The following is an 18,367-nucleotide window of genomic DNA, read 5'->3' as shown; positions in this document are numbered from 1 at the left end:
TCACCAACTCCAGGCCAGGCCTGCTTCGGCCAGGTGCAGGGTGCGGGAGTCGTTGTCCTGGAAAGCGAAATTGTGCACCCGGTCGCAGGCGTACCGCAGTCGTAAAAGCATTTCCGGCGCATATTGCCAGGACAGTTCCAGGGCGGGTTGGTAATGCCTTTCCGACGGCAGGCCCGGCGGGGTGCGGTCGGCGTGATGGAAGGACAGGCTCAGGCTGAGCCCTTCATTGAGGTAGGCGCTCAATTCGGCAAAATAGCCGCGGCCCGTACCCCCGAGATGGTGTCCCAGGATTTTCTTCTCGTAGGTATATCCGGACCTATAGATGCCGTGCCGGTACCAGGCGTTGTTGCGGTTGGTGTCCGTGTATTCGAGGCGCAGCCCCAACCGGCCGCTCGGCTCGATTTGCGGCAGATAAATCCCGGCCAGGTAAGCGGTTTTGCTCACAAAGGGGAGGATGCCCAGTGCTTTGGCTTCGTCCTCGCCGCCATATTCTCCATACAGCTCGGCGTTCCACAAAAAGGGCAGCTTCAGCCGAAAATCCAAGGCGGCCAGGGAATTGCTGGTATCGTCGTCGCCGCTGAGGTTCTGGCCGCCGATGATGGTCAAAAAGTCGTCGAAACCGATATCCGGTCGGCCTTTGCCGCCGAACATGACCGTGCGATGCATGCCCAATTCCAGCCAGTGCCAGGGCTTGAAGCCGATGCGCAAGCCACCGAACCAGGGTCGCGGCACCTCCCGATCATTATCCAGGCGGGCGGCGAACATATCGAACTGGAAAGGTCCCAGATACTTGAGAATCCAGGGCAGTTCCACCGGTGACGGGTTGTGCAGCCGGACCAGGTCCAGCGGGTCGGCGTTGTTGCTGAGGACCAGGCTGCCGTGCCGTCCCTGGCCCCACCAGAGCGGCTGTCGGCCGGCGCTCAGCTGTACCGGGCCTAGTCCCAGTGCGACGACTCCCTGCCGAAATCGCAGACTGGCACCATCACCTTCCTGAAGGCGTACCAGGGGGCGCCAGTCGACCGACAACCAGCGGCCCCAGCGGGCATCGCCGACCAGGGTCAGTTCGCTGTTGTGTCCGGTACGGTAGTCGAGACCGTCGCGATTGGTGAGCAGGGCAAATTGTGAAGCATTGGTTTGAGGATAGGGTGAATCGGCGCCCTCCCGATACAGGTAGTCCAGACGCATCTCCCGAATCGGCTTGAAATAACTTGCCGCGGGTGTCTCGGGGTTCTGCAACTCCCCTAATTCATGGTGGAATTCCTGTTGGAGTCGGGCTAACAGTTCCCTAGCAACGGGGGCAACTTGCGCGTCGCGACTGCGTTGCGTCGCTTCGTCGGTTTGACGCGCTGCTTCCGCGCGGGAAAAAGGTCGGTTGCCTTGCAGGGAGGATTCGATGAGCCCCAGGCCGGTCAGTTTGTCGAGGGCCGGATAAACCCAACTGGAGAGGGGAATGGCCGGACTTGGCGCGGCCAGGACCGGGGTGAAGGATAACAGCAAAATCGGCACCAACAGCACGAGGGCCCATGGACGGAACATGGCCACAATCCTCCATTGTTTGGCAGGGTATCCCGGCAAGCCAGGATGAGTCATGGAATGGAATAGGACAAGATATGGCGCCTGTCTAGCACAAATGATGATGAATTGCAAATGGAATGCGGTCAATGTTTCTTGGTTATGATTGGCGGCCGGTTGCGGCGGCCGTTGACTAGGTGGTGACGGCTTGCCGAAATTCCTGCATGAGGCTATGCTGAAGCCGTTGAGGGAGGATTGAAACTTGGTTGCGGGTCAGGGGGGGTCATGAAGCGGATGATTCTTGTCGGTGTTGCGCTGGTGCTGGCGACGGCCGTGTTTTTTGCCTGGCGCTGGTATCGCAGCGATGACCAAATTCGGGTGCTGGCCACGGAAGTTGTTTCCCGGGGCACCGTACGCCAGGTCCTGGAGCAGACCGGCATTGTCAAGGCCCAGGTTGGGGCGATTGTCAAAATCGGTGCTCGGGCCACGGGAACCATCGACCGGATGTTGGTCAAGGTTGGCGATGAAGTGCGTAAGGAGCAGTTGGTGGCCCGCATCGACAATCGCGAGATCGGTGCCCAGGTGCGGGAGGCGGAAGCCGCGCTGCAGGGGGCGGAAACGGAGTTGTCTCGAATCCGACAGGTTTACCCTCTGCGGATTCGGGAAGCCGAAGCCAACCTGGCCCTGGCCGAGGCTCAGGCTCGTTACCAGGCCGGAAATCTGCTGCGCATAACCGCCTTGGCCGACAGCGGCGTGGTGTCGCGGGATGAATTGGAGAACACCCGGCAACGGGCCGAAGTGGAACAACGCCGCCAGGCCGCCCTGCAGGCCGCTCTGGAGCGCGAACGCCGGGAGTACCTCGACCAGGCGCGCAAGGCGGAGCAGGTCCTGGAGCAGGCTCGCGCCGGCCTGGCAGCATTGCGGGTGCGGGCCTCCTATACCCTGATCCATAGTCCCATCGCCGGTGTCGTCAGTCAGGTTACCGCCCAGGAGGGCGAAACCATCGTCGCCGGGCTGCAGGTGGCCAACCTGATCACGGTGCTCGATCCCTCGCGCCTGGAGATGTGGATCTACGTCGACGAAACGGACATCGGACGGGTACGCCACGGCCAGGCCGTCGAGTTCCGGGTGGACGCCTATCCCGGCCGGATTTTCCCGGGGACCGTAGCGGAAATCTATCCGGAACCGGAGATTCGCGACAACATTGTCTACTATCGGGCCCTGGTGGCCATCGATGATGAGCAGGCCCAGTGGCTGCGGCCGGAGATGACCACTCAGGTGCAGATCGTGGTGGCGGAGAAGGCCCAGGTACTGCGCCTGCCCAACATGGCTCTGAAGTGGGTGGACGGACGGCAGGTGGTGTTCGCCGTCGATGCGGCGGGTGCCGTCCGGGAACTGCAGCCCGAGTTGGGCCTGACCGGGCTCCAATACAGTGAAATTCTGGGCGGCCTGGCAGAGGGCCAGCGGGTCGCCACCCAGGTGGAACTGGGTTCGGCCCGCGCCGCTGCGGGCGGCGGACCGCGACCCGGCAGCGGTGCCGGTGGCGGTGGCGGACGGGGACCGCGATGAATGCCTCCCCGATCCTCATCCGGTTGCAGGAGATAACGCGGCATTTCCAGCAGGGCGAATTGCGTGTCGAGGTGCTGAAGGGCATCTCTCTGGAGGTGGCGGCCGGTGAATTTATTGCCCTGCGCGGCACCTCCGGCTCCGGCAAGTCGACCCTGATGCACATCCTGGGTTTGTTGGATCGGCCGACGGCGGGCCGCTACCTGTTGCAGGGCGAGGATGTGGCCCGGTTGCCCGATGATCGGTTGAGCGAGCTGCGCAACCAGATGTTCGGCTTCATCTTTCAGACCTTTTACCTGGTGCCCTATATCACCGCCCTGGAAAATGTCGTCCTGCCCGGCCTGTACGGGCCGCAGACCGGCCGCAGGTTGCGACAGCGGGGTGAGGAGCTGCTGGATCAGGTTGGCCTGTCCGACCGCATGACCTTCCGCCCCGGACAACTTTCCGGTGGTCAGCAACAGCGGGTGGCTCTGGCCCGGGCATTGATCAACGATCCCGAGGTGCTGCTGGCCGACGAGCCTACGGGACAGCTGGACTCGACCACCAGCGCCGAAATCCTGCAGCTGCTCGGCGATATCCATCAGCAGGGGCGCACGCTGGTGCTGGTCACCCACGATGCCGCCACCGCCAGCCACGCGCAACGGGAGATACTGCTGCATGACGGGCAACTACGCGAAGGTTAAAGCCTGGCGCCTGGCCGGGCGCATCGCCGGCATGGCCGGCCGGGCGCTGTGGGCCTATCGTCTGCGCAGCCTGTTCGTCATCGCCGCCATTGCTCTGGGCATCGCTTCACTGACGGTGATCGTTGCGGCGGTGGATGGGGCCGATCGCAAGGCCCGGGAGATGGTGGCCATGTTCGGTCCCGACGCGGTGCTGGTGTTCGGCGGCAACATCGAAACCCGGGCGGTCGGACAGCGCACCCTGACTCTCTCCTATCAGGACGCCGAAGCCATCCGGCGTTCCCTTCCCGGGGTCTACCTGGTGGTGCCGATGCGGGCCAGAACCAACCTGACCCTGCGTCATCGCCATCGGGTCATCCGTTTGCCTATCGCCATCGGCTCCACGGACGGTTACGCCCGGGCTTGGAACTGGCCGTTGAGCGAGGGGCGGGATCTGACCGCCGAGGATCTGGCCCAAAGCGCCAAGGTGATGCTCATCGGCGATACGCCGGCAAGAGAGCTGTTCGGGGATCAGTCCCCCGTCGGCCATACCGTTCTGCTGGAACGCATGCCGGTACAGATCGTCGGCCGCCTCAGTTACCGGGGGGTATCGGGGGGTGGCGGTGCGGTGGATGAGCGCGTCATTCTGCCCATCACCACCCTGACGCGAAGCTTCAACCTTGATCGGCAGTACTTTCGCGCGTTGCGCATCAAATTCCACTCGCCCGAAAACATGCCGCAGCATGTGGCCAACCTGCGTAGTCTGTTGCGGCATCTGCATCGACTCGGCCCGACGGATCCGGATGATTTTACCATTCTGACGGCGGACGAAATTCTCAAGTTTCTGGCCATGTTCAAGGGCGGGCTGGTGGTTTTCCTCGGTGTCACCGCTTTGGTAAGCATGGTGGTCGGTGGTTTTGTACTGGCCAACCTGTTTTATCTGAGTATCGACGAACGACGCCTGGAATTGGGCCTGAAAAAGGCTCTGGGAGCCAAACGCGGCGCGATTCTCTCGCAAATCCTGCTGGAGGCCATCGGCCTGACGCTGGTCGGTGCACTGCTGGGCATGGTCGGTGGGATAGGTTTCGGCCAGTTGCTGGCGCGCTTGGGAATACTGGAGATCCATTTTTCCTGGAAGGTGTTTTTCTGGTCCGTATCCGCGGCCCTGGCCATCGGTCTTCTGTTTGCCCTGCGGCCGGCCCGCCAGGCGGCCTCTCTGGCCCCCATGGACGTTCTCAAAAACAGCGGCCGATAAAGGAGCAGAGGTGCCGGCATGTGGTTCAGTCTGAAAGTTGCTCTGGCGTCCCTGCAGGCCCATCGGCTGCGCACCCTGCTGGCCATGGTTGGCGTATTGCTGGGCGCCCTGGCCCTGACCGGGGTCCAGCACATCTCCCGCGCCATGCTGCTCAAGGCAGAGCAGGAAACCGCCAAGCTCGGCAGCAACCTGTTCATGGCTCGTACCGGGCAGGTTGCCTTTCGTCCCTCCAGTCCGGCGGGTCGCGTCCGCCAGGAGGCGACCACTTTTACTCTGCAGGACGCCCGGGCTTTACAGGACGGGTTGCCTTCGGCCCGATTGGCGGCGCCCTTCGTCAGTGCCGCCCGGCCAATCCGGTTCGGCCGTACGCAAATCACCTGCCAGGTGGTGGCCACCCTACCGGTTTACAGCACCGTGCGAAATTTCCGTCCCCAACTTGGACGCTTCCTGATGTGGGAGGATGAGGCGCAACGGGCCTTGGTCTGCGTACTCGGGGCGAACATCGCCGCACGCCTGTTCGGCAGCCCGTCCCGTGCCCTGGGCCAGCAGGTGCTCATCGGGCGTTCTGTATTGCGGGTGGTCGGGGTGATGGAAGAGAAGGGTGCCGACATCGCCGGCGCCGATCAGGACGAGCAGGTCTTCGTGCCCCTCTCGACCTATCTGCGGCGCATGGCCAACCAGACCTGGATTACCGGCGTCTATCTGCAACTGGCCGGCAACGCCGATATCGAGGCGGTCAAGGAGTCGGCGACCGTCATCTTGCGGCGGCGGCACCACATTGGTCCCGGACAGGAGGATGATTTCAGCCTGCTCACCGCTGCCGACACCATTCAGTTGCAGCAGCAGGCCCTGGCCCTGGTGCGGACCCTGGGCCAGATCAGTTCCACCATCTCCTTTGCCGTGGGCGGTCTGGGCATTTTGTCCATCATGGTGTTGTTGGTGCGGGCCCGGCGGCTGGAAATCGGCGTACGGCGGGCGGTGGGAGCCCGGCGGCGGGATATACTGCGCCAGTTTCTGCTGGAAGCCTCGCTGATGGCGTCTCTGGGCGGCCTGCTGGGCGTCATTTTGGCCCTGCTGTTGGTGGGGGTGGTCTGTCATTTCGCCAAACTGCCCATGGTCCTGGATGTCTGGCTGGTTCTAGGGGCGCTGGCAGGATCCGCTTTGCTGGGCATGACGGCCGGTGCCTACCCGGCCTGGCAGGCGGCGCAGGTGGAAATTCTCGATGTGCTGAAAAGTGAATAAGGCAGGCTGAAGGCGGAAGTCCGAAGGCTGAAGAAAAACTGTTGGTTCATGCCGCCCTCAGCCGGTGGTTTCGGCGGTCTGGCTTTCAATGCATGCGAAGGCCTTGGCGGCAGCTTCGATGGTCCGATCCAGGGCTTCGCGGTCATGGGCCAGACCGACGAAGCCGGCTTCGAACTGGGACGGCGCGAGGTAGATGCCCTGCGCCAGCATGAGCCGGAAAAAGGCAGCGAAAGCCGGAGTGTCGCTGGCGCAGGCCTCGGCGAAGTTGGCTACCGGCCCGGGCTGGAAATAGCAACAGAACATGCTGCCGACGCGCTGCAGACAGGTTGCGTGGGGGGTGCCGGCAGCGGCCTGCCGCAGGCCTTCGGCCAGATAGGCACTGCTTTCCTCAAGTTGCCGGTAGACGCCCTCCTCCTGCAGCAACTGCAGTGTCGCCAGTCCGGCGCTCATGGCCAGGGGATTCCCGGACAGGGTTCCAGCCTGATAGACCGGTCCTTCCGGGGCCAACAGGCTCATGATCTCCCGGCGGCCGCCGAAGGCGCCGACGGGCAGCCCGCCTCCCAGGATCTTGCCCAGGCAGACCAGGTCGCCCTGCACCCCATAGCGTTGCTGGGCGCCGCCCAAGCCGAGGCGGAATCCGGTCATGACTTCATCCATGATCAGCACCATGCCCTGCTCGTCGCAGAGCTGCCGCAGGCCCTCGAGGAAACCCGGCTCGGGCGGCACGCAGCCCATGTTGCCGGCCACCGGCTCGACGATGATGGCGGCGATGGCGCGGCTCTCGGCGGCGACCAGTTCCCGGACCAGCTCCAGATCGTTAAAGGGCGCCGTCAAAGTATGGCGGGCGCAGTCCGCCGGTACTCCCGGAGAACTTGGTACGCCGAAGGTTGCGGCGCCGCTGCCGGCTTTCACCAGCAGGCTGTCGGCATGGCCGTGATAACAGCCCTCGAATTTGAGGATCTTGTCCCGGCCGGTGTAACCGCGGGCCAGGCGGATGGCGCTCATGGTCGCCTCGGTGCCGGACGATACCATGCGGATCCGTTCGATGTTGGGATAGGCGGCGCAGACCAGTTCGGCCAATTCCGTTTCCAGGGCCGTCGGGGCACCGAAGGAGGTGCCGCGGCCGACGGCGGCCCGCAGAGCCGCCACCACTTGGGGATGGCCGTGCCCGAGTATCATCGGCCCCCAGGAGCCGACATAATCGATATAGGCATTGCCGTCGGCATCGTACAACCGGCAGCCTTCCGCCCGTTCGATGAAGATCGGCTGGCGGCCGACGGCCTTGAAGGCGCGGACCGGGCTGTTGACCCCGCCGGGAATGACCTGTTGGGCTTTGGCGAAAAGCTTGGCCGATTGTTGCTGGATCATGATCACCCCCTGTCCGGTAGCGCAGCCAACCTGCGGAAAATCCTTGTTTCTGCGTAACACAGCTGCCTTGGACTGTCAAGCAGGACCCGCCACCCATAACACTGTTTCGGTTGCCATTGGCCGGTCGATACATTATGCTGGCCCAATCCAAGGTTCTCAAGCCTGGCTTGGCCTGGATTGCTGCATGTCCATGCCAGGCAAACGCATCTTTTATGAGGTAAACCATGATTTCCAACACAGCGATTCTGCAGCTGCAACCGGATGTGACCTGGCAGGACATGGGCGAAAATGAGCCGGCCGTCATCCTGCAGCTGACCACCGGCCAATTGTTTACCTGTAATCTTACCACCCGGCGATTTCTGGAGCTGATGGATGGCCGGCGTTCATTTTCCGAACTGGTGGATGCCGTGCATGCCGAGTTCGAGGTGGAACGGGACCGACTCGAGCAGGATTTGCGGCACTTGTCTTCCAGGCTGGTGGAAGCTGCTCTGATCCGGTGTGGCTGATGCATTTGTTGCTGCGCCTCCATATCCGCCTGGTGACCCTCGCCATACCTTTGCTGGATCGTTGGTTGTCTCTTCCGCGGTTGGTGCGATTGCTGATTGCCGGTCCCAAATGGCAACCCTACCGGCGTGTGCCGGTTGCAACCCTCTCGGTACTGGTACATGCCGCCCTGCGCCGCCCGCGCTGGATGAAGCGCCGAGCCTGCTATCGTCTGGGACTGACCATGGGTCACTTTCTGCGCTTGGCCGGCCGGCCGGTACTGATGCATTTTGCCATCGCGCCGCCCAGCATGGATCCCCGACGTCTCCACGCCCACTGCTGGGTCACGGTGAACGGTGAAAACATCACGGCGCCGTCCCTGCCCGGTACGCGCATGCGGACTTTTGTGCAATTTAGTGTTGACAATGAGACGGAATTCAGAACAATGTTTGTGCGGGGCTGAACAATCGGTCATTTCAGCGTTGTTCCATCGGATCTTGCGGATTGAAAGCAGGTAGTTTTGAGCTGGGAGTGGAAAATTCAAGTTCTTTTTCAGGGAGGGAGATTATGCAGGAAAGCAAACAGGATTATCAGGCGCCGGAACTGGAAAAGCAGGAAACTCTCGCCGAAATAACGGAAATTTCCGAGAGTGTCTCCGGTGTGATAATCGAATAAGCATAAGCAAGGAGGGAAAAAATGAGTGCGCAGCAGACCAAACGGGATTATCAGACGCCGGCGTTGACGACTCTGGACCTCCTGGCGGAGGTGGTGGAGGGTACTCAACCCATTGTGTCCGGAGAAATGTCGAAATAATTAATGGGAGGGTTAGCATGGAAAACCAAACCAAGAAACAAGCCTACCAGGCGCCCTGTCTGGAAAGGCAGGAATTGCTGGAGGCCATCACCGAAATGGCAATGATTACCTCGGGCGAGCCGCTGCCCAGCTGACTTTGTCGACATCTTTTAAAAGGAGCTGCCCATGGAAAAGCAAGCGTCGCAAAAACAGAGTTATCAACCGCCCCTGCTCCATCCGGGTGAAACTCTGCAGGAAGTCACTGCCGGGGGCAGCATGATTGTTTCCGGCGACGATCGATAGCACTTATCGAGGACGAATACTTTTCGTTGATCCAAGGCCGGTCCGTGCCGTAGCTGGGCACGGACCGGCTTTGTTTCAATTACCGCTCTTCTCTTGCCGTGTGTTGTCATGCTCGAAACCCGATATTTTTCGCTTCATTCTCAGTCGCTCCGGGTCGAAAGTGAGGACCAGGGCCTGCTTCAGGCCGTGGAAACGCTGTTGGATGGATTTTTTCGTGTTGCGCATCATCCTTCCCTCAACGCTGATGAAGGGGCTTTTGTGTTGCGCGGTCGCACCGTGGAGTACGCCGGGCAGTTGCCGGATATCGAAGAACAGTCTTATCCGAAGACCTTCTCCGCGACCCCGGAAGGCGGGGTGCCCATGCGGCTGTTGGTGCGGCCCACGGGGCAGCGGGTCAACCTGCTGGAGGATGTGGCGGTCACCCGCTATGACCTGCGGCAACAGACCGCGGAGGCCGTGGTGGTGCGGGGCAAGTGGGGAATATGGGGTTTTCAGTCCCTGATCCCCCTGTTATCCGAGCTATTGGCTGGCAGCGGCATGTACCTGCTGCATACGGGGGCCAATGTGCTGCCCGGAGGCCGCCATGGCGTCATGTTCTTTGGCGCCAGCGGCGCCGGCAAGACCACTTCGGTCCTGGCCCTGGCCCGTCAGGGCTGGCCCCTGATCTGCGACGATGCCGGTTTTTTGTCCAAAACGGACGGTTGTTTTCAGCTTTGGGGGTTGCCGCGCGCCAGCAAGGTGCATGAAAAGACCTTCGAACTCCTGCCGGAGCTGCGTCACCTGCCCAGCCGCAAGCTGCCGAACAGCGATGAATGGCGGGTGCGGTTCCGCGATCTGCCCGGCGCCGATCCGCGGGTGCGATATCCGATTCGTGCCCTGTTTCTGCTGCAACCCCGCAGCGCGGGAGAGCATCGCCTCCAACCGTTGTCGGGCCTTGCCGTCCTGCCGCGCCTGCTGCAGGGCAACCTGCGGGTCATCGAACCCCTGGCAGAGGGTCCCGGCGGCGCCATGTTTCAAACCCTGGCCGAACTCTGCAAAAGTACGCCCTGCTTTGGCCTGTCCGTGGGGCCGGATCTGGCCGATTTGCCGGAAGTGATCCAGTCGGTGTTGGAGGGTGAGGTCCTGGTATGAACGCCCCCGATCGGGTCCTGCTGGCGCTCAGCGATCCCGAGGGGCGGGTCAGACCCCCTGCCGGCAGCGGCTGGGTGCCGCGGTTGTCGGCGGAAGAACTGTGCCGGCGGGCCCTTTTTCATGGGGTGCACGGCACGGTGCTGGCCAACCTGCAAGGCGCATCCGCAGAGGTTTGGCCGGTCTGCTGGCGCGATGCGGCAATCCGGGCCTTGGCCCCAGTTGTGCGCATTGATGCCGCCCGCGGCATGTTGCTGCGCGCTTACGGTCTGCGGATGTGCCGGGCCCTTGAAGCCGCCGGTTTGCCGGCCTTGCTGCTCAAGGGCGCGGATTTCGCGGACCAGCTCTATCCCCGCCCTGCCCTGCGCAGTTTTACCGATATCGATCTGCTGGTGCGGCCGGAGGATTTCGCCCGCGCCGGCCGGGTGCTGCTTGAGGAAGGTTGCGCCCGGCACAGCGACGGCCCCCTCAAGCATGCCGCCGCTTACGGCGAAGAGGTCTATCAATTGGCCGTGGCCGGGGTCAGCCTGCGCGTCGAACTGCATTGGAACCTGGTCAATTCGCCCAGCCTGCATCGAGGCGTTCATGTCGTTCTGGACGATTTGCTGGATGATGCCGGGGGCTTTGGTCATGAAGGCCGCCTGCTGCTGGCAGCGGTGCATGCCGGCAGCGGGCACCAGTTCGATCGCCTCAAATTTCTGGTGGACCTGTTGCAACTGCTGCGTCGGGGTGAAGCCATGAACCTTCTCTGGCTGGCCGAGCGGGCCGGACGCACCGGCAGCAACCGGGTGCTGGCTACGGCCTGCTGGCTGGTGGCAACCCTGTTCGAGGGCCCGGAAGCGCCTATTGTGGGCCGACGCCTGGGGCTGACCCCGCCCCCCTTCTGGTGTCGGTGGCTGTTGTCGCCGCCCTTGGTGATGCGGGGATTGTCGCCGCGCGGCGGCGACGGTTTGCGCAAAAATCTCTTTCGGCAATACCTAAAAGGGGGTGGTCCCGTCCGGCTTCCGGCCAACGATCAGGGGGCGATTCTCTCCAGCCCCGGCGAGGATGCGCCATGAGGGTGCTGCTGATTTGTCCGACGCCGCCGGCCGATTCCTGGCCGCGCGGCGTTTTTCTGTATTCCATCGTCCCTACGGAAGCGGCCCAGGCGTCCGCCCTGCTGCGCCGGCATGGGCACCCGGTGGGGCTGCTGGACCGGCAGGCGGAGCTGGCGGCAACCGGTTTTGATTGGCCCGCGGCCGATGCCCGGCTGTGTGGCACACTGCGGGACTTCGCTCCGGAGCAGGTGGTCTTTTTCTCCCCCTCGGCGGCGGCGGCAGAAACCTTTCGTTTGGCCGGTCTGGTTCGTTCGGTCCTCGGTTCCGGCCCATCGCTGCTTTTGGCCGGGCCCCATGCCACCGCCCTGCCGGAAGAATCCCTGGCGGCCTGCCCGGATTTGAACGGGGCGGTGGTCGGCGAATTGGAATGGACCCTGTTGGAGGTGGCCCAAGAGGGCTCCGCTGCGTCCATTGCCGGTCTGCTGCTGCGGCCCACGGCTGGTCCCGCCAAGCTGCTGCCAAGGCCGGCCTGCGCCGATCTGGATCGGCTGCCGCCGCCGGCTTGGGATCTGTGTACCATGGATTACTACACCGCTCGCAGCCGCTGGCTGATTCGCTGGCTGCCCTTGCGGGTGCTCAACCTGCGCACTTCGCGCGGCTGTCCCAATGCCTGCCGTTTCTGTGCCGCTCCGCTGACCGCCGGAGCGGGGGTGAGGTTCCATTCGGTGGACTATATCCTGGCCATGATGGAGCAGGCCCTGGGGGAATATGCCATCGACGGCCTGTTGTTCGAGGACGAGACCTTTGCCGCCGACGAGGATCGACTGCAGCGCTTATGCCTTGCCATTCGACAACGCGGCTGGCATCGACGTCTGCAATGGGCCTGTTGCCTGCGGGCGGACCAGGCGCAACCGGAACTGTTGCGGGAGATGCGGGCAGCCGGCTGCATCCAGGTGGAATACGGCTTTGAAACGGCTAGCGACCGGTTGTTGCAGGCCATTGGCAAGAATACCAGTGTGGCCCAGAACCTGGCTGCGGCCCGCCGGACCCGCGCCGCCGGGCTGCGGGTGTATGCCAACATGATGTTTGGTCTGCCGGGAGAAACGGCCCGCGACATGGCCGACAATCTGCGCTTCATTCGTGCCATTCGCCCTGAGGTCTTGTCGGCGGCCATCATGGCGCCGTTGCCGGGTACGCCTCTGTTCGAGGGGCTGACTGAAGGCCAACGAAAAAATTTAAAATGGGGGGATTTTGCCTACCTCGACCAGCCACGGCCGGGGTTCAACCCCACAGCCGTGGAGGAGGAGCAGTTTCTGGAGAACTATCGGCGAATCCGGAAATATTTCGTCCGGCCGTTAGTGCTGCGCCAATTGCTGCGCGATGCCGGGAACGAAGATACCGCTCTGGTAAGCCACTGGCGGAAGGAATGGCGGCGGTTTTGTCTCCGGCATCCCCTCCGGGCCTGGCGCCTGCGGTTTTAGAGATGGGGCGCCGGTCGGAAGGGGCCAAATTGTGCGGGGTTGCCGGGGTGGCGACCCCTTTTTTGTGGCTGCCGATCAAGGTCGGATTTCATGGCCCGGGGGAATTTCCCTCTGGTGACTGGGCAGGCGCGGAACCAGGCGCTGCGGCCACACTTCCCGGGCAAACTCGTCCTCGCAGATGGCGCAGGGGGCGGGGGGATAATCCTGAGTGCACTTGGTGCGTCCGCAAAGGGGGCAGATGTCGAGCATGGCAAGCTCCTTGTAAGGCTGGCTCAGTCGTCCAGCGGTTCGAAAAGGCGGGCGAACAGCTCCGGACGGCAGGGAAATCGCCGTCCCTGTTCATCGATACACAGATATTCGCCCGGATAGACGATGCATAATCCCTGGTAGCCATTTTCCACGGGCGGGATTACGGTACGATGAGCAACGCGATAGGCTTCAATGATGCCGGGGCGGCGACGGAATCGGGACATGGCTCCTCCTTGATGAAACGCCGACATTTGGCGGGAGCCTTGTTTTGTGACGGTGAGGCAGAAATTAATAATCAGCTAGATAGGCTGAAGACTGAAGGCTGCAGGGAAAGGCAGGAGAAGGCGGCCCGGAGGGGGATTACTCCAGGCCGCTGTCGAAATTGAAGGTCGAGGTGCCGGGCAGTGGAGTGTTGCGCCGCAGGGCGTCGAGAACCTGTTTGCCGCGCGGCGAAAAGGGGCCGAGGTGGCCGAGTTCCACCAGCAGGTTGGCGCAGCCGAGCTTGGCAATCTGGTCGAGGCGACCGATCAGGGAAAAATCGTGCTCGGCGGTGACCGTGGTCAGGCCGCCCTGGTGCGTCACCCGGTAGGCGTCGCCCCGGTCGGAGAGCACCGGCTGATCGGGGCGGACATCGCGCAGGGCGATGCGGGAGGTGATCAGGGGCACCGGAGCATAGACCGTCAGGCTGGCCGGCAGGCCGATGGGACGGGCCAGCAATTCCCGCAGGTTGTCGCGGTCATCCTCGATGTAGAGGGTCAATTCCTCGAGGCCTAACTCCCCCCAGGCCAAAGCCGCCTGGCTGTTGAGGGTGAAGAGGCGATAACCGGTCATGAGCCGCATTCCCTGGAGACCGTCGAACAGGGGCAGGTGCCCCAGATTGTTGACGCGGAAGCGGTGAAACCCGCGTTCGGCCAGCTGCCGCACGGCATCCCGGGTGGCCTGCCATTCCGCATCGAAGAGGATGAAGGGAACATCCCAGACGACGGCATCGGCGCGGCCGGCCAGACGTTGTCCAAGCCGCGGCACCTGCTGCAGGTTGCCGGCGGTCAGGGGCACCAGGAGGCGATCCACCTCGGCATCGCTCAGCAGATGGCTGTCGCGCAGGCTGCCGAGGCCGACGGTGATGGCGGGCGAAGCGGTTGCCTGCGGGGGCAATTCCGGCAGCAGGGACGCGAGGGCGGCCTGCAGATGGGCCCGGCGGCGGCTTTCCCGGGCCTGTGCCAGGCTTTGCCGCAGTTCCCGATAAAAAGTGCGGCGGACCTCTTTCAGGCTGCTGGGCGGGATGACCACCGGCGGCAGCGGCGCGCAATGCAGGTCCTGCAGGAGGAAGGGCGCTTCGGCGGTGCGCTCGAAAACCGTTTGCAGGGTGGCGGCGCTCAGGGGGTTGTCGGTGGCATCGTAGATTGGAACCGAAAATTGTCGCTCCAGGGTGATGCCGGCGACGGTGGCCTGCAACCGCAGGGTGGTGTCGTCCAGGGCAACGTTCAGGGCCAGGGGCTCGCGGGCCGGTTCGGCCTGCTGCAGGCGTCGCCGGCAGGCGGCCTCACTGAGGGTAAAAGCCTGTTCCGAAGAAACCTTGAAGACGGCGTCGCCGACGCGGAAGGCATCCCGAAAGGGGCTGCGCACCGTCACCACCGCACCGGCCTGAACCAGTTTCACCGGCTTGCGGGCGGCCTGCAGTTCCTTGATGGTGAAGGCTTTGCCCGCCTGGTCGGTCTGCGGCTGAACGCGCAACCGATCGCCCAGGTGCAGACGATCCCGCGTCTTGAAGCTGAGCTGGTCACCGCGGGCGAAGGTGACCTCGCCGAGAAAGCGGCCGGTGGCGCCCTGCAGGGCCGGAATGGCGATATCCGTTGGGGTGGGGCCGGTCAAAAAGCCTTTGGTCGGTTTGCGGCCAAAGGATTGCTTTAGCATTTCCTTGGCCGTTTGCAGGGCTTGGGGACGCTCCTTGACCGGAGTATCCAGCACCCGGCGGTAGGCGCCGACCACATTGGCCACATATTCGGCGCTTTTCATGCGCCCTTCGATTTTTAAACTGCAGATGCCCGCCGCGGCCAGTTCCGGCAGCAGATCGATAGCCGACAGATCGTTGGGAGAAAAATAGTAGCCGTCCCGGTTTCGATGCCGGTAGCGGCGTCGGCAGGGCTGGGCACAGCGGCCGCGATTGCCGCTTTTGCCGCCGAGAAAAGACGAGAAGTAGCACTGGCCGGAAAAGCTGAAGCACAATGCGCCGTGGACGAAATGTTCCAGTTCGAGGGTCGTGCGGCGGCGGATGGCGGCAATTTCCTCGAGGCTCAATTCCCGGGCCAGTACTCCCCGGGTAAAGCCCATCCGCTCCAGCATCTGCACCCCGGCGCTGTTATGTACCGTCATCTGGGTCGATGCGTGCAGGGCCAGCCCGGGAAAGTGCTGCCGGGCCAGGCGCCAGACAGCCAGATCCTGCAGGATGACACCGTCGGCGCCCAGACCCTCCAGAACCGCCAGAACCTCCGCCAGGCGCGGCAGCTCCGCCTCCTTGATCAGGGTATTGACGGTGACATAGATGCGCCGCCGGCGGCCATGGGCATAGTTGAGCATGCCTTCCAGTTCGGACAGGGTCAGGTTTTTCGCCTTGGCGCGGGCGGAAAATTCCTGCAGCCCGCAGTAGACGGCATCGGCGCCGGCTTCCATGGCGGCGAAAAAGGCTTCCAGGCTGCCGGCCGGGGCCAGCAGTTCGGGTCGGCGTGCGGGGTCGGACATGATGGACTCTTTTCGGGTCTTGCAAGAAAAAAGACCGGGTAGGCGCCCGGTCCGAAATGTATTGATTTATCGCACCATAGCATGGCCAAGGCCGGCAAGGCAACCATGGGGGCGCTGTGTGCAAGGATGCCACGGAAAACTACAGCAGGCCGCGGTCGGCCAGGCTGACGTAGCCCTCGCTGCCGATGATCACATGGTCGAGCACCCGCACGCCCATGAGATCGCCGGCTTCCTTGAGACGGCGGGTGATCTCCAGATCTTCGCGGCTTGGCTGCGGATCGCCGGAGGGATGGTTGTGAACGAACAACACGGCCGCCGCTGCTTCCCGGACCACCGGCGCGAACACCTCCCGGGGATGGACGATACTCGCCGTCAGACTGCCCTCGGAAATGCGCACCTCCCGCAGCAGACGGTTTTTGCTGTCCAGCAGCAGTGCCAGAAACAGTTCCCGTTTATGATCCCGCAACCGCTCGTGAAAATGCTCATACACCTCGGCCGGGGTGCTATAGCGATCTCCGGGTCGCAAAGCGGTGCCGGCGAAGCGCCGCGCGATCTCGAAAACCGCCAGCAGTTCCGCCGCCTTGGCCGGACCGATACCGCGCACTGCGCACAGCTCGGCGACGGCGGCGCCGGCCAGGGTGCGCAGAGAACCGAACCGTTCCAGCAGCTGCCGGGCATGATCCACGGCGCTGGCTCGGGAGCCGGCGTCGCCGGTGCGCAGAATCAGACCGAGCAGCTCGGCATCGCTCAGGGCTTCCGCGCCGCGCTGCAGCAGCTTTTCGCGGGGACGTTCGGCCGCGGGCCAATCCTTGATGGGGGTCATGATCGCTCCATGAATGGTTTGTGTGGCGGCCATTATTTTAAAATAATTCATTATTTAAAACCATAGAAAATCGACGGCGCCCGGTTGTGGCAGGTCGGCCTTGGCGATATGCTTTGGTGGTGGTCTTTTGAAACAGTCCGGGCGCTTGGCACTTTAGAGAGGGACCGGCAATGAAGAAGGTAAGGCTTGGTCTGGCGCTGGGCGGGGGCGCTGCACGGGGGCTGGCCCACATCGGGGTCTTGCAGGCCTTGGAGGACTGCAAGGTGCCTATCGGTCTGATCGCCGGTGCCAGCATGGGCGCCATTATCGGGGCCATTTACGCCATGGAACCGTCAGCCGCCGGCCTGCAGCAACATTTTGCCGAATATCTGGACAGCGATGCGTTCAAGGAGTCCCGCTTTTATCAACTGATGGAGCGGAAAAACGATGGCGCGGGCGTGTTTGAACGTCTGATGCATTTAGCCTGGAAGGGTTTGTTTCTCTCTTTGGTCATGACCCGGAAATCCTATTTCGGGGATAATCTGTCGGAGCAAAATTTTGCTCGGCTGATTCCCGATGTGGACATGAGCCAGACCCGTATCCCCTTTTGCGCCAGTGCCTTGGACCTGGTTTCCGGGCAGGAGACGGTGCTGAGTCGCGGCAGTCTGCGCCGTGCGGTAGCGGCGAGCTGCGCCATACCCGGTTTGCTGCCACCGGTTGTGGAGGGGGAAAAGATCCTGGTGGATGGCGGCTGGATCAACGCGGTGCCGGTTTCGGCGGCACGCCGCCAGGGTGCCTCCCTGGTTGTCGGGGTGGACGTTTCAGGAGACCTGCCACCCTTTTCCGGTGCCGGCAGAGCTCTGGAAATCGCCGGGCGTGCCGACTCCATAACACGTTGGGCGCTGGGACTCGAGCGGGCGCGGGCCGCGGATTTGCTGCTGCGGCCGGAAAACGAACAGGCCCATTGGGCCGATTTTTCGCAGATGGAAGAAGCGGTGGCGAGCGGGCGTCGCGCAGCCGAAGCCCAAATGGCTGAAATCCAGAGACTGTTGCGGCGCCAACGTCGCTGGGCCTGGCTGGGGTGCTGAAGGGCATCCTGATGCCGCGCGGATGCGTGCCAGGATGTCGGTCACTCCGGGGGTTGACGGTCCACTTCCCGACGCTGTTCCCGGCCGACCAGGATGACCAAATCAGCAAGTTGCTCGGCAATCAGGTCCAGCACATCGTCCATGGTGAGGATGCCGACCAGGCAACCCGATTCCGTCACCACCGGCATCCGCCGGATGCCCTTGTCCCGCATGCGCTTGATGATGTCCAGTGGGTCATCGTCCTCCCTTGCCGTGATCAGATCGAAGGTCATGATATCGCCCAAGGACAGGGTCTCCGGCGCCAGGTTGTTGGCCAGGACTTCCACCACCAGATCCCGGTCCGTGACGATGCCGACCGGGAAACACCGCTCTCCATGTTCCTCAACAATGACCAGATCGCCGACATGATGCTGGCGCATCAGCCGGGCTCCCTCCGGTACCGACATGGACCGATCCGCGACCACGACCTCCCGGTTGCACAATTCCCCCACGCGCATATGGAATCTCCCTGGATAGGTGGATATGGTCAGCAGCACCCTCCACTCCAAGGGGGAAGGGCGTCACTGCTTTCATATTTAAATGGTTATCATCCCATCACCGTTCGTCAACCGGATGGTGATGGGTTTTATCCGGGCATCGCTGGGCGGGTAGGCAGTGGCCATG

Annotated in this window: 17 protein-coding genes; 10 read left to right on the top strand and 7 right to left on the bottom strand. The window is 63.0% G+C overall.

Translation table 11 applies throughout. The annotated features are described in order from the left end of the window. A complete protein-coding gene (locus JQN68_RS13410; protein WP_225073120.1) occupies positions 1–1,536 on the bottom strand; it encodes a capsule assembly Wzi family protein in 1,536 nt (511 codons plus the stop codon). Between the two features lie 261 nt (positions 1,537–1,797). Here JQN68_RS13410 and JQN68_RS13405 point away from each other — a divergent pair, with 261 nt between their 5' ends. Genes JQN68_RS13405 through JQN68_RS13390 form a run of 4 tightly spaced genes read left to right on the top strand, consistent with a single transcriptional unit; the run spans position 1,798 to position 6,234 of the window. Continuing rightward, the gene (locus tag JQN68_RS13405) at positions 1,798–3,081 is read left to right on the top strand and encodes an efflux RND transporter periplasmic adaptor subunit (protein ID WP_225073119.1); all 1,284 of its coding nucleotides are present in this window, start codon (positions 1,798–1,800) and stop codon (positions 3,079–3,081) included. Beyond that, positions 3,078–3,761 carry an ABC transporter ATP-binding protein gene (locus tag JQN68_RS13400; protein ID WP_225073118.1) on the top strand — a complete coding sequence of 228 codons (684 nt, stop codon included), beginning with the start codon at positions 3,078–3,080 and terminating at the stop codon, positions 3,759–3,761. Before JQN68_RS13405 ends, JQN68_RS13400 begins: the two co-directional genes overlap by 4 nt. Next, positions 3,736–4,992 carry an ABC transporter permease gene (locus tag JQN68_RS13395; RefSeq protein ID WP_225073117.1) on the top strand — a complete coding sequence of 419 codons (1,257 nt, stop codon included), beginning with the start codon at positions 3,736–3,738 and terminating at the stop codon, positions 4,990–4,992. The genes JQN68_RS13400 and JQN68_RS13395 overlap by 26 nt, the downstream gene beginning before the upstream one ends. 18 nt (positions 4,993–5,010) lie before the next feature. Then, a complete protein-coding gene (locus JQN68_RS13390; protein ID WP_225073116.1) occupies positions 5,011–6,234 on the top strand; it encodes an ABC transporter permease in 1,224 nt (407 codons plus the stop codon). A 57-nt stretch (positions 6,235–6,291) separates the two neighbouring features. Here JQN68_RS13390 and hemL read toward each other — a convergent pair whose 3' ends face one another. After that, the gene (hemL, locus tag JQN68_RS13385; protein WP_225073115.1) at positions 6,292–7,602 is read right to left on the bottom strand and encodes a glutamate-1-semialdehyde 2,1-aminomutase; all 1,311 of its coding nucleotides are present in this window, start codon (positions 7,600–7,602) and stop codon (positions 6,292–6,294) included. Between the two features lie 224 nt (positions 7,603–7,826). Between hemL and JQN68_RS13380 the strand changes: the two genes are divergently transcribed. From JQN68_RS13380 to JQN68_RS13360, 5 genes are all read left to right on the top strand, one after another. Next, a complete protein-coding gene (locus tag JQN68_RS13380; RefSeq protein ID WP_225073114.1) occupies positions 7,827–8,108 on the top strand; it encodes a PqqD family protein in 282 nt (93 codons plus the stop codon). Continuing rightward, positions 8,108–8,548: a lasso peptide biosynthesis protein gene (locus JQN68_RS13375; RefSeq protein ID WP_225073113.1), complete on the top strand. Its 441-nt coding sequence runs from the start codon at positions 8,108–8,110 to the stop codon at positions 8,546–8,548. The genes JQN68_RS13380 and JQN68_RS13375 overlap by 1 nt, the downstream gene beginning before the upstream one ends. A gap of 740 nt (positions 8,549–9,288) precedes the next feature. Continuing rightward, positions 9,289–10,311 carry a phosphoenolpyruvate carboxykinase (ATP) gene (locus JQN68_RS13370; RefSeq protein WP_225073112.1) on the top strand — a complete coding sequence of 341 codons (1,023 nt, stop codon included), beginning with the start codon at positions 9,289–9,291 and terminating at the stop codon, positions 10,309–10,311. Continuing rightward, on the top strand, positions 10,308–11,366 hold the full coding sequence (locus JQN68_RS13365) for a nucleotidyltransferase domain-containing protein (protein WP_225073111.1): 1,059 nt from the start codon (positions 10,308–10,310) through the stop codon (positions 11,364–11,366). The genes JQN68_RS13370 and JQN68_RS13365 overlap by 4 nt, the downstream gene beginning before the upstream one ends. Then, complete coding sequence (locus tag JQN68_RS13360) at positions 11,363–12,826, top strand: B12-binding domain-containing radical SAM protein (RefSeq protein WP_225073110.1); 1,464 nt, start codon at positions 11,363–11,365, stop codon at positions 12,824–12,826. Before JQN68_RS13365 ends, JQN68_RS13360 begins: the two co-directional genes overlap by 4 nt. Positions 12,827–12,901: 75 nt before the next feature. Here the strand turns inward: JQN68_RS13360 and JQN68_RS13355 are convergent, their stop codons facing one another. The 4 genes from JQN68_RS13355 to radC form a co-directional block, all read right to left on the bottom strand. Continuing rightward, complete coding sequence (locus tag JQN68_RS13355; RefSeq protein WP_225073109.1) at positions 12,902–13,075, bottom strand: hypothetical protein; 174 nt, start codon at positions 13,073–13,075, stop codon at positions 12,902–12,904. 23 nt (positions 13,076–13,098) lie between these two features. Continuing rightward, a complete protein-coding gene (locus JQN68_RS13350; RefSeq protein WP_225073108.1) occupies positions 13,099–13,299 on the bottom strand; it encodes a hypothetical protein in 201 nt (66 codons plus the stop codon). 136 nt (positions 13,300–13,435) lie between these two features. After that, complete coding sequence (locus tag JQN68_RS13345; protein WP_225073107.1) at positions 13,436–15,814, bottom strand: peptidase U32 family protein; 2,379 nt, start codon at positions 15,812–15,814, stop codon at positions 13,436–13,438. Between the two features lie 139 nt (positions 15,815–15,953). Further along, the gene (gene radC / locus JQN68_RS13340) at positions 15,954–16,637 is read right to left on the bottom strand and encodes a RadC family protein (protein WP_283775545.1); all 684 of its coding nucleotides are present in this window, start codon (positions 16,635–16,637) and stop codon (positions 15,954–15,956) included. 170 nt (positions 16,638–16,807) lie between these two features. Here radC and JQN68_RS13335 point away from each other — a divergent pair, with 170 nt between their 5' ends. Then, positions 16,808–17,704: a patatin-like phospholipase family protein gene (locus JQN68_RS13335; protein ID WP_225073106.1), complete on the top strand. Its 897-nt coding sequence runs from the start codon at positions 16,808–16,810 to the stop codon at positions 17,702–17,704. 41 nt (positions 17,705–17,745) lie between these two features. On the opposite strand, the gene JQN68_RS13330 is transcribed toward JQN68_RS13335, so the two are convergent. Continuing rightward, positions 17,746–18,201, bottom strand: a complete 456-nt coding sequence (locus tag JQN68_RS13330; protein WP_249621241.1) for a CBS domain-containing protein — start codon at positions 18,199–18,201, stop codon at positions 17,746–17,748. Positions 18,202–18,367 lie beyond the last annotated feature (166 nt).

The sequence above is a fragment of the Desulfuromonas sp. CSMB_57 genome (assembly GCF_020194955.2).
Taxonomy (GTDB): domain Bacteria; phylum Desulfobacterota; class Desulfuromonadia; order Desulfuromonadales; family Syntrophotaleaceae; genus JAFCIY02.
This window is presented reverse-complemented; position numbering and strand designations above follow the sequence as displayed.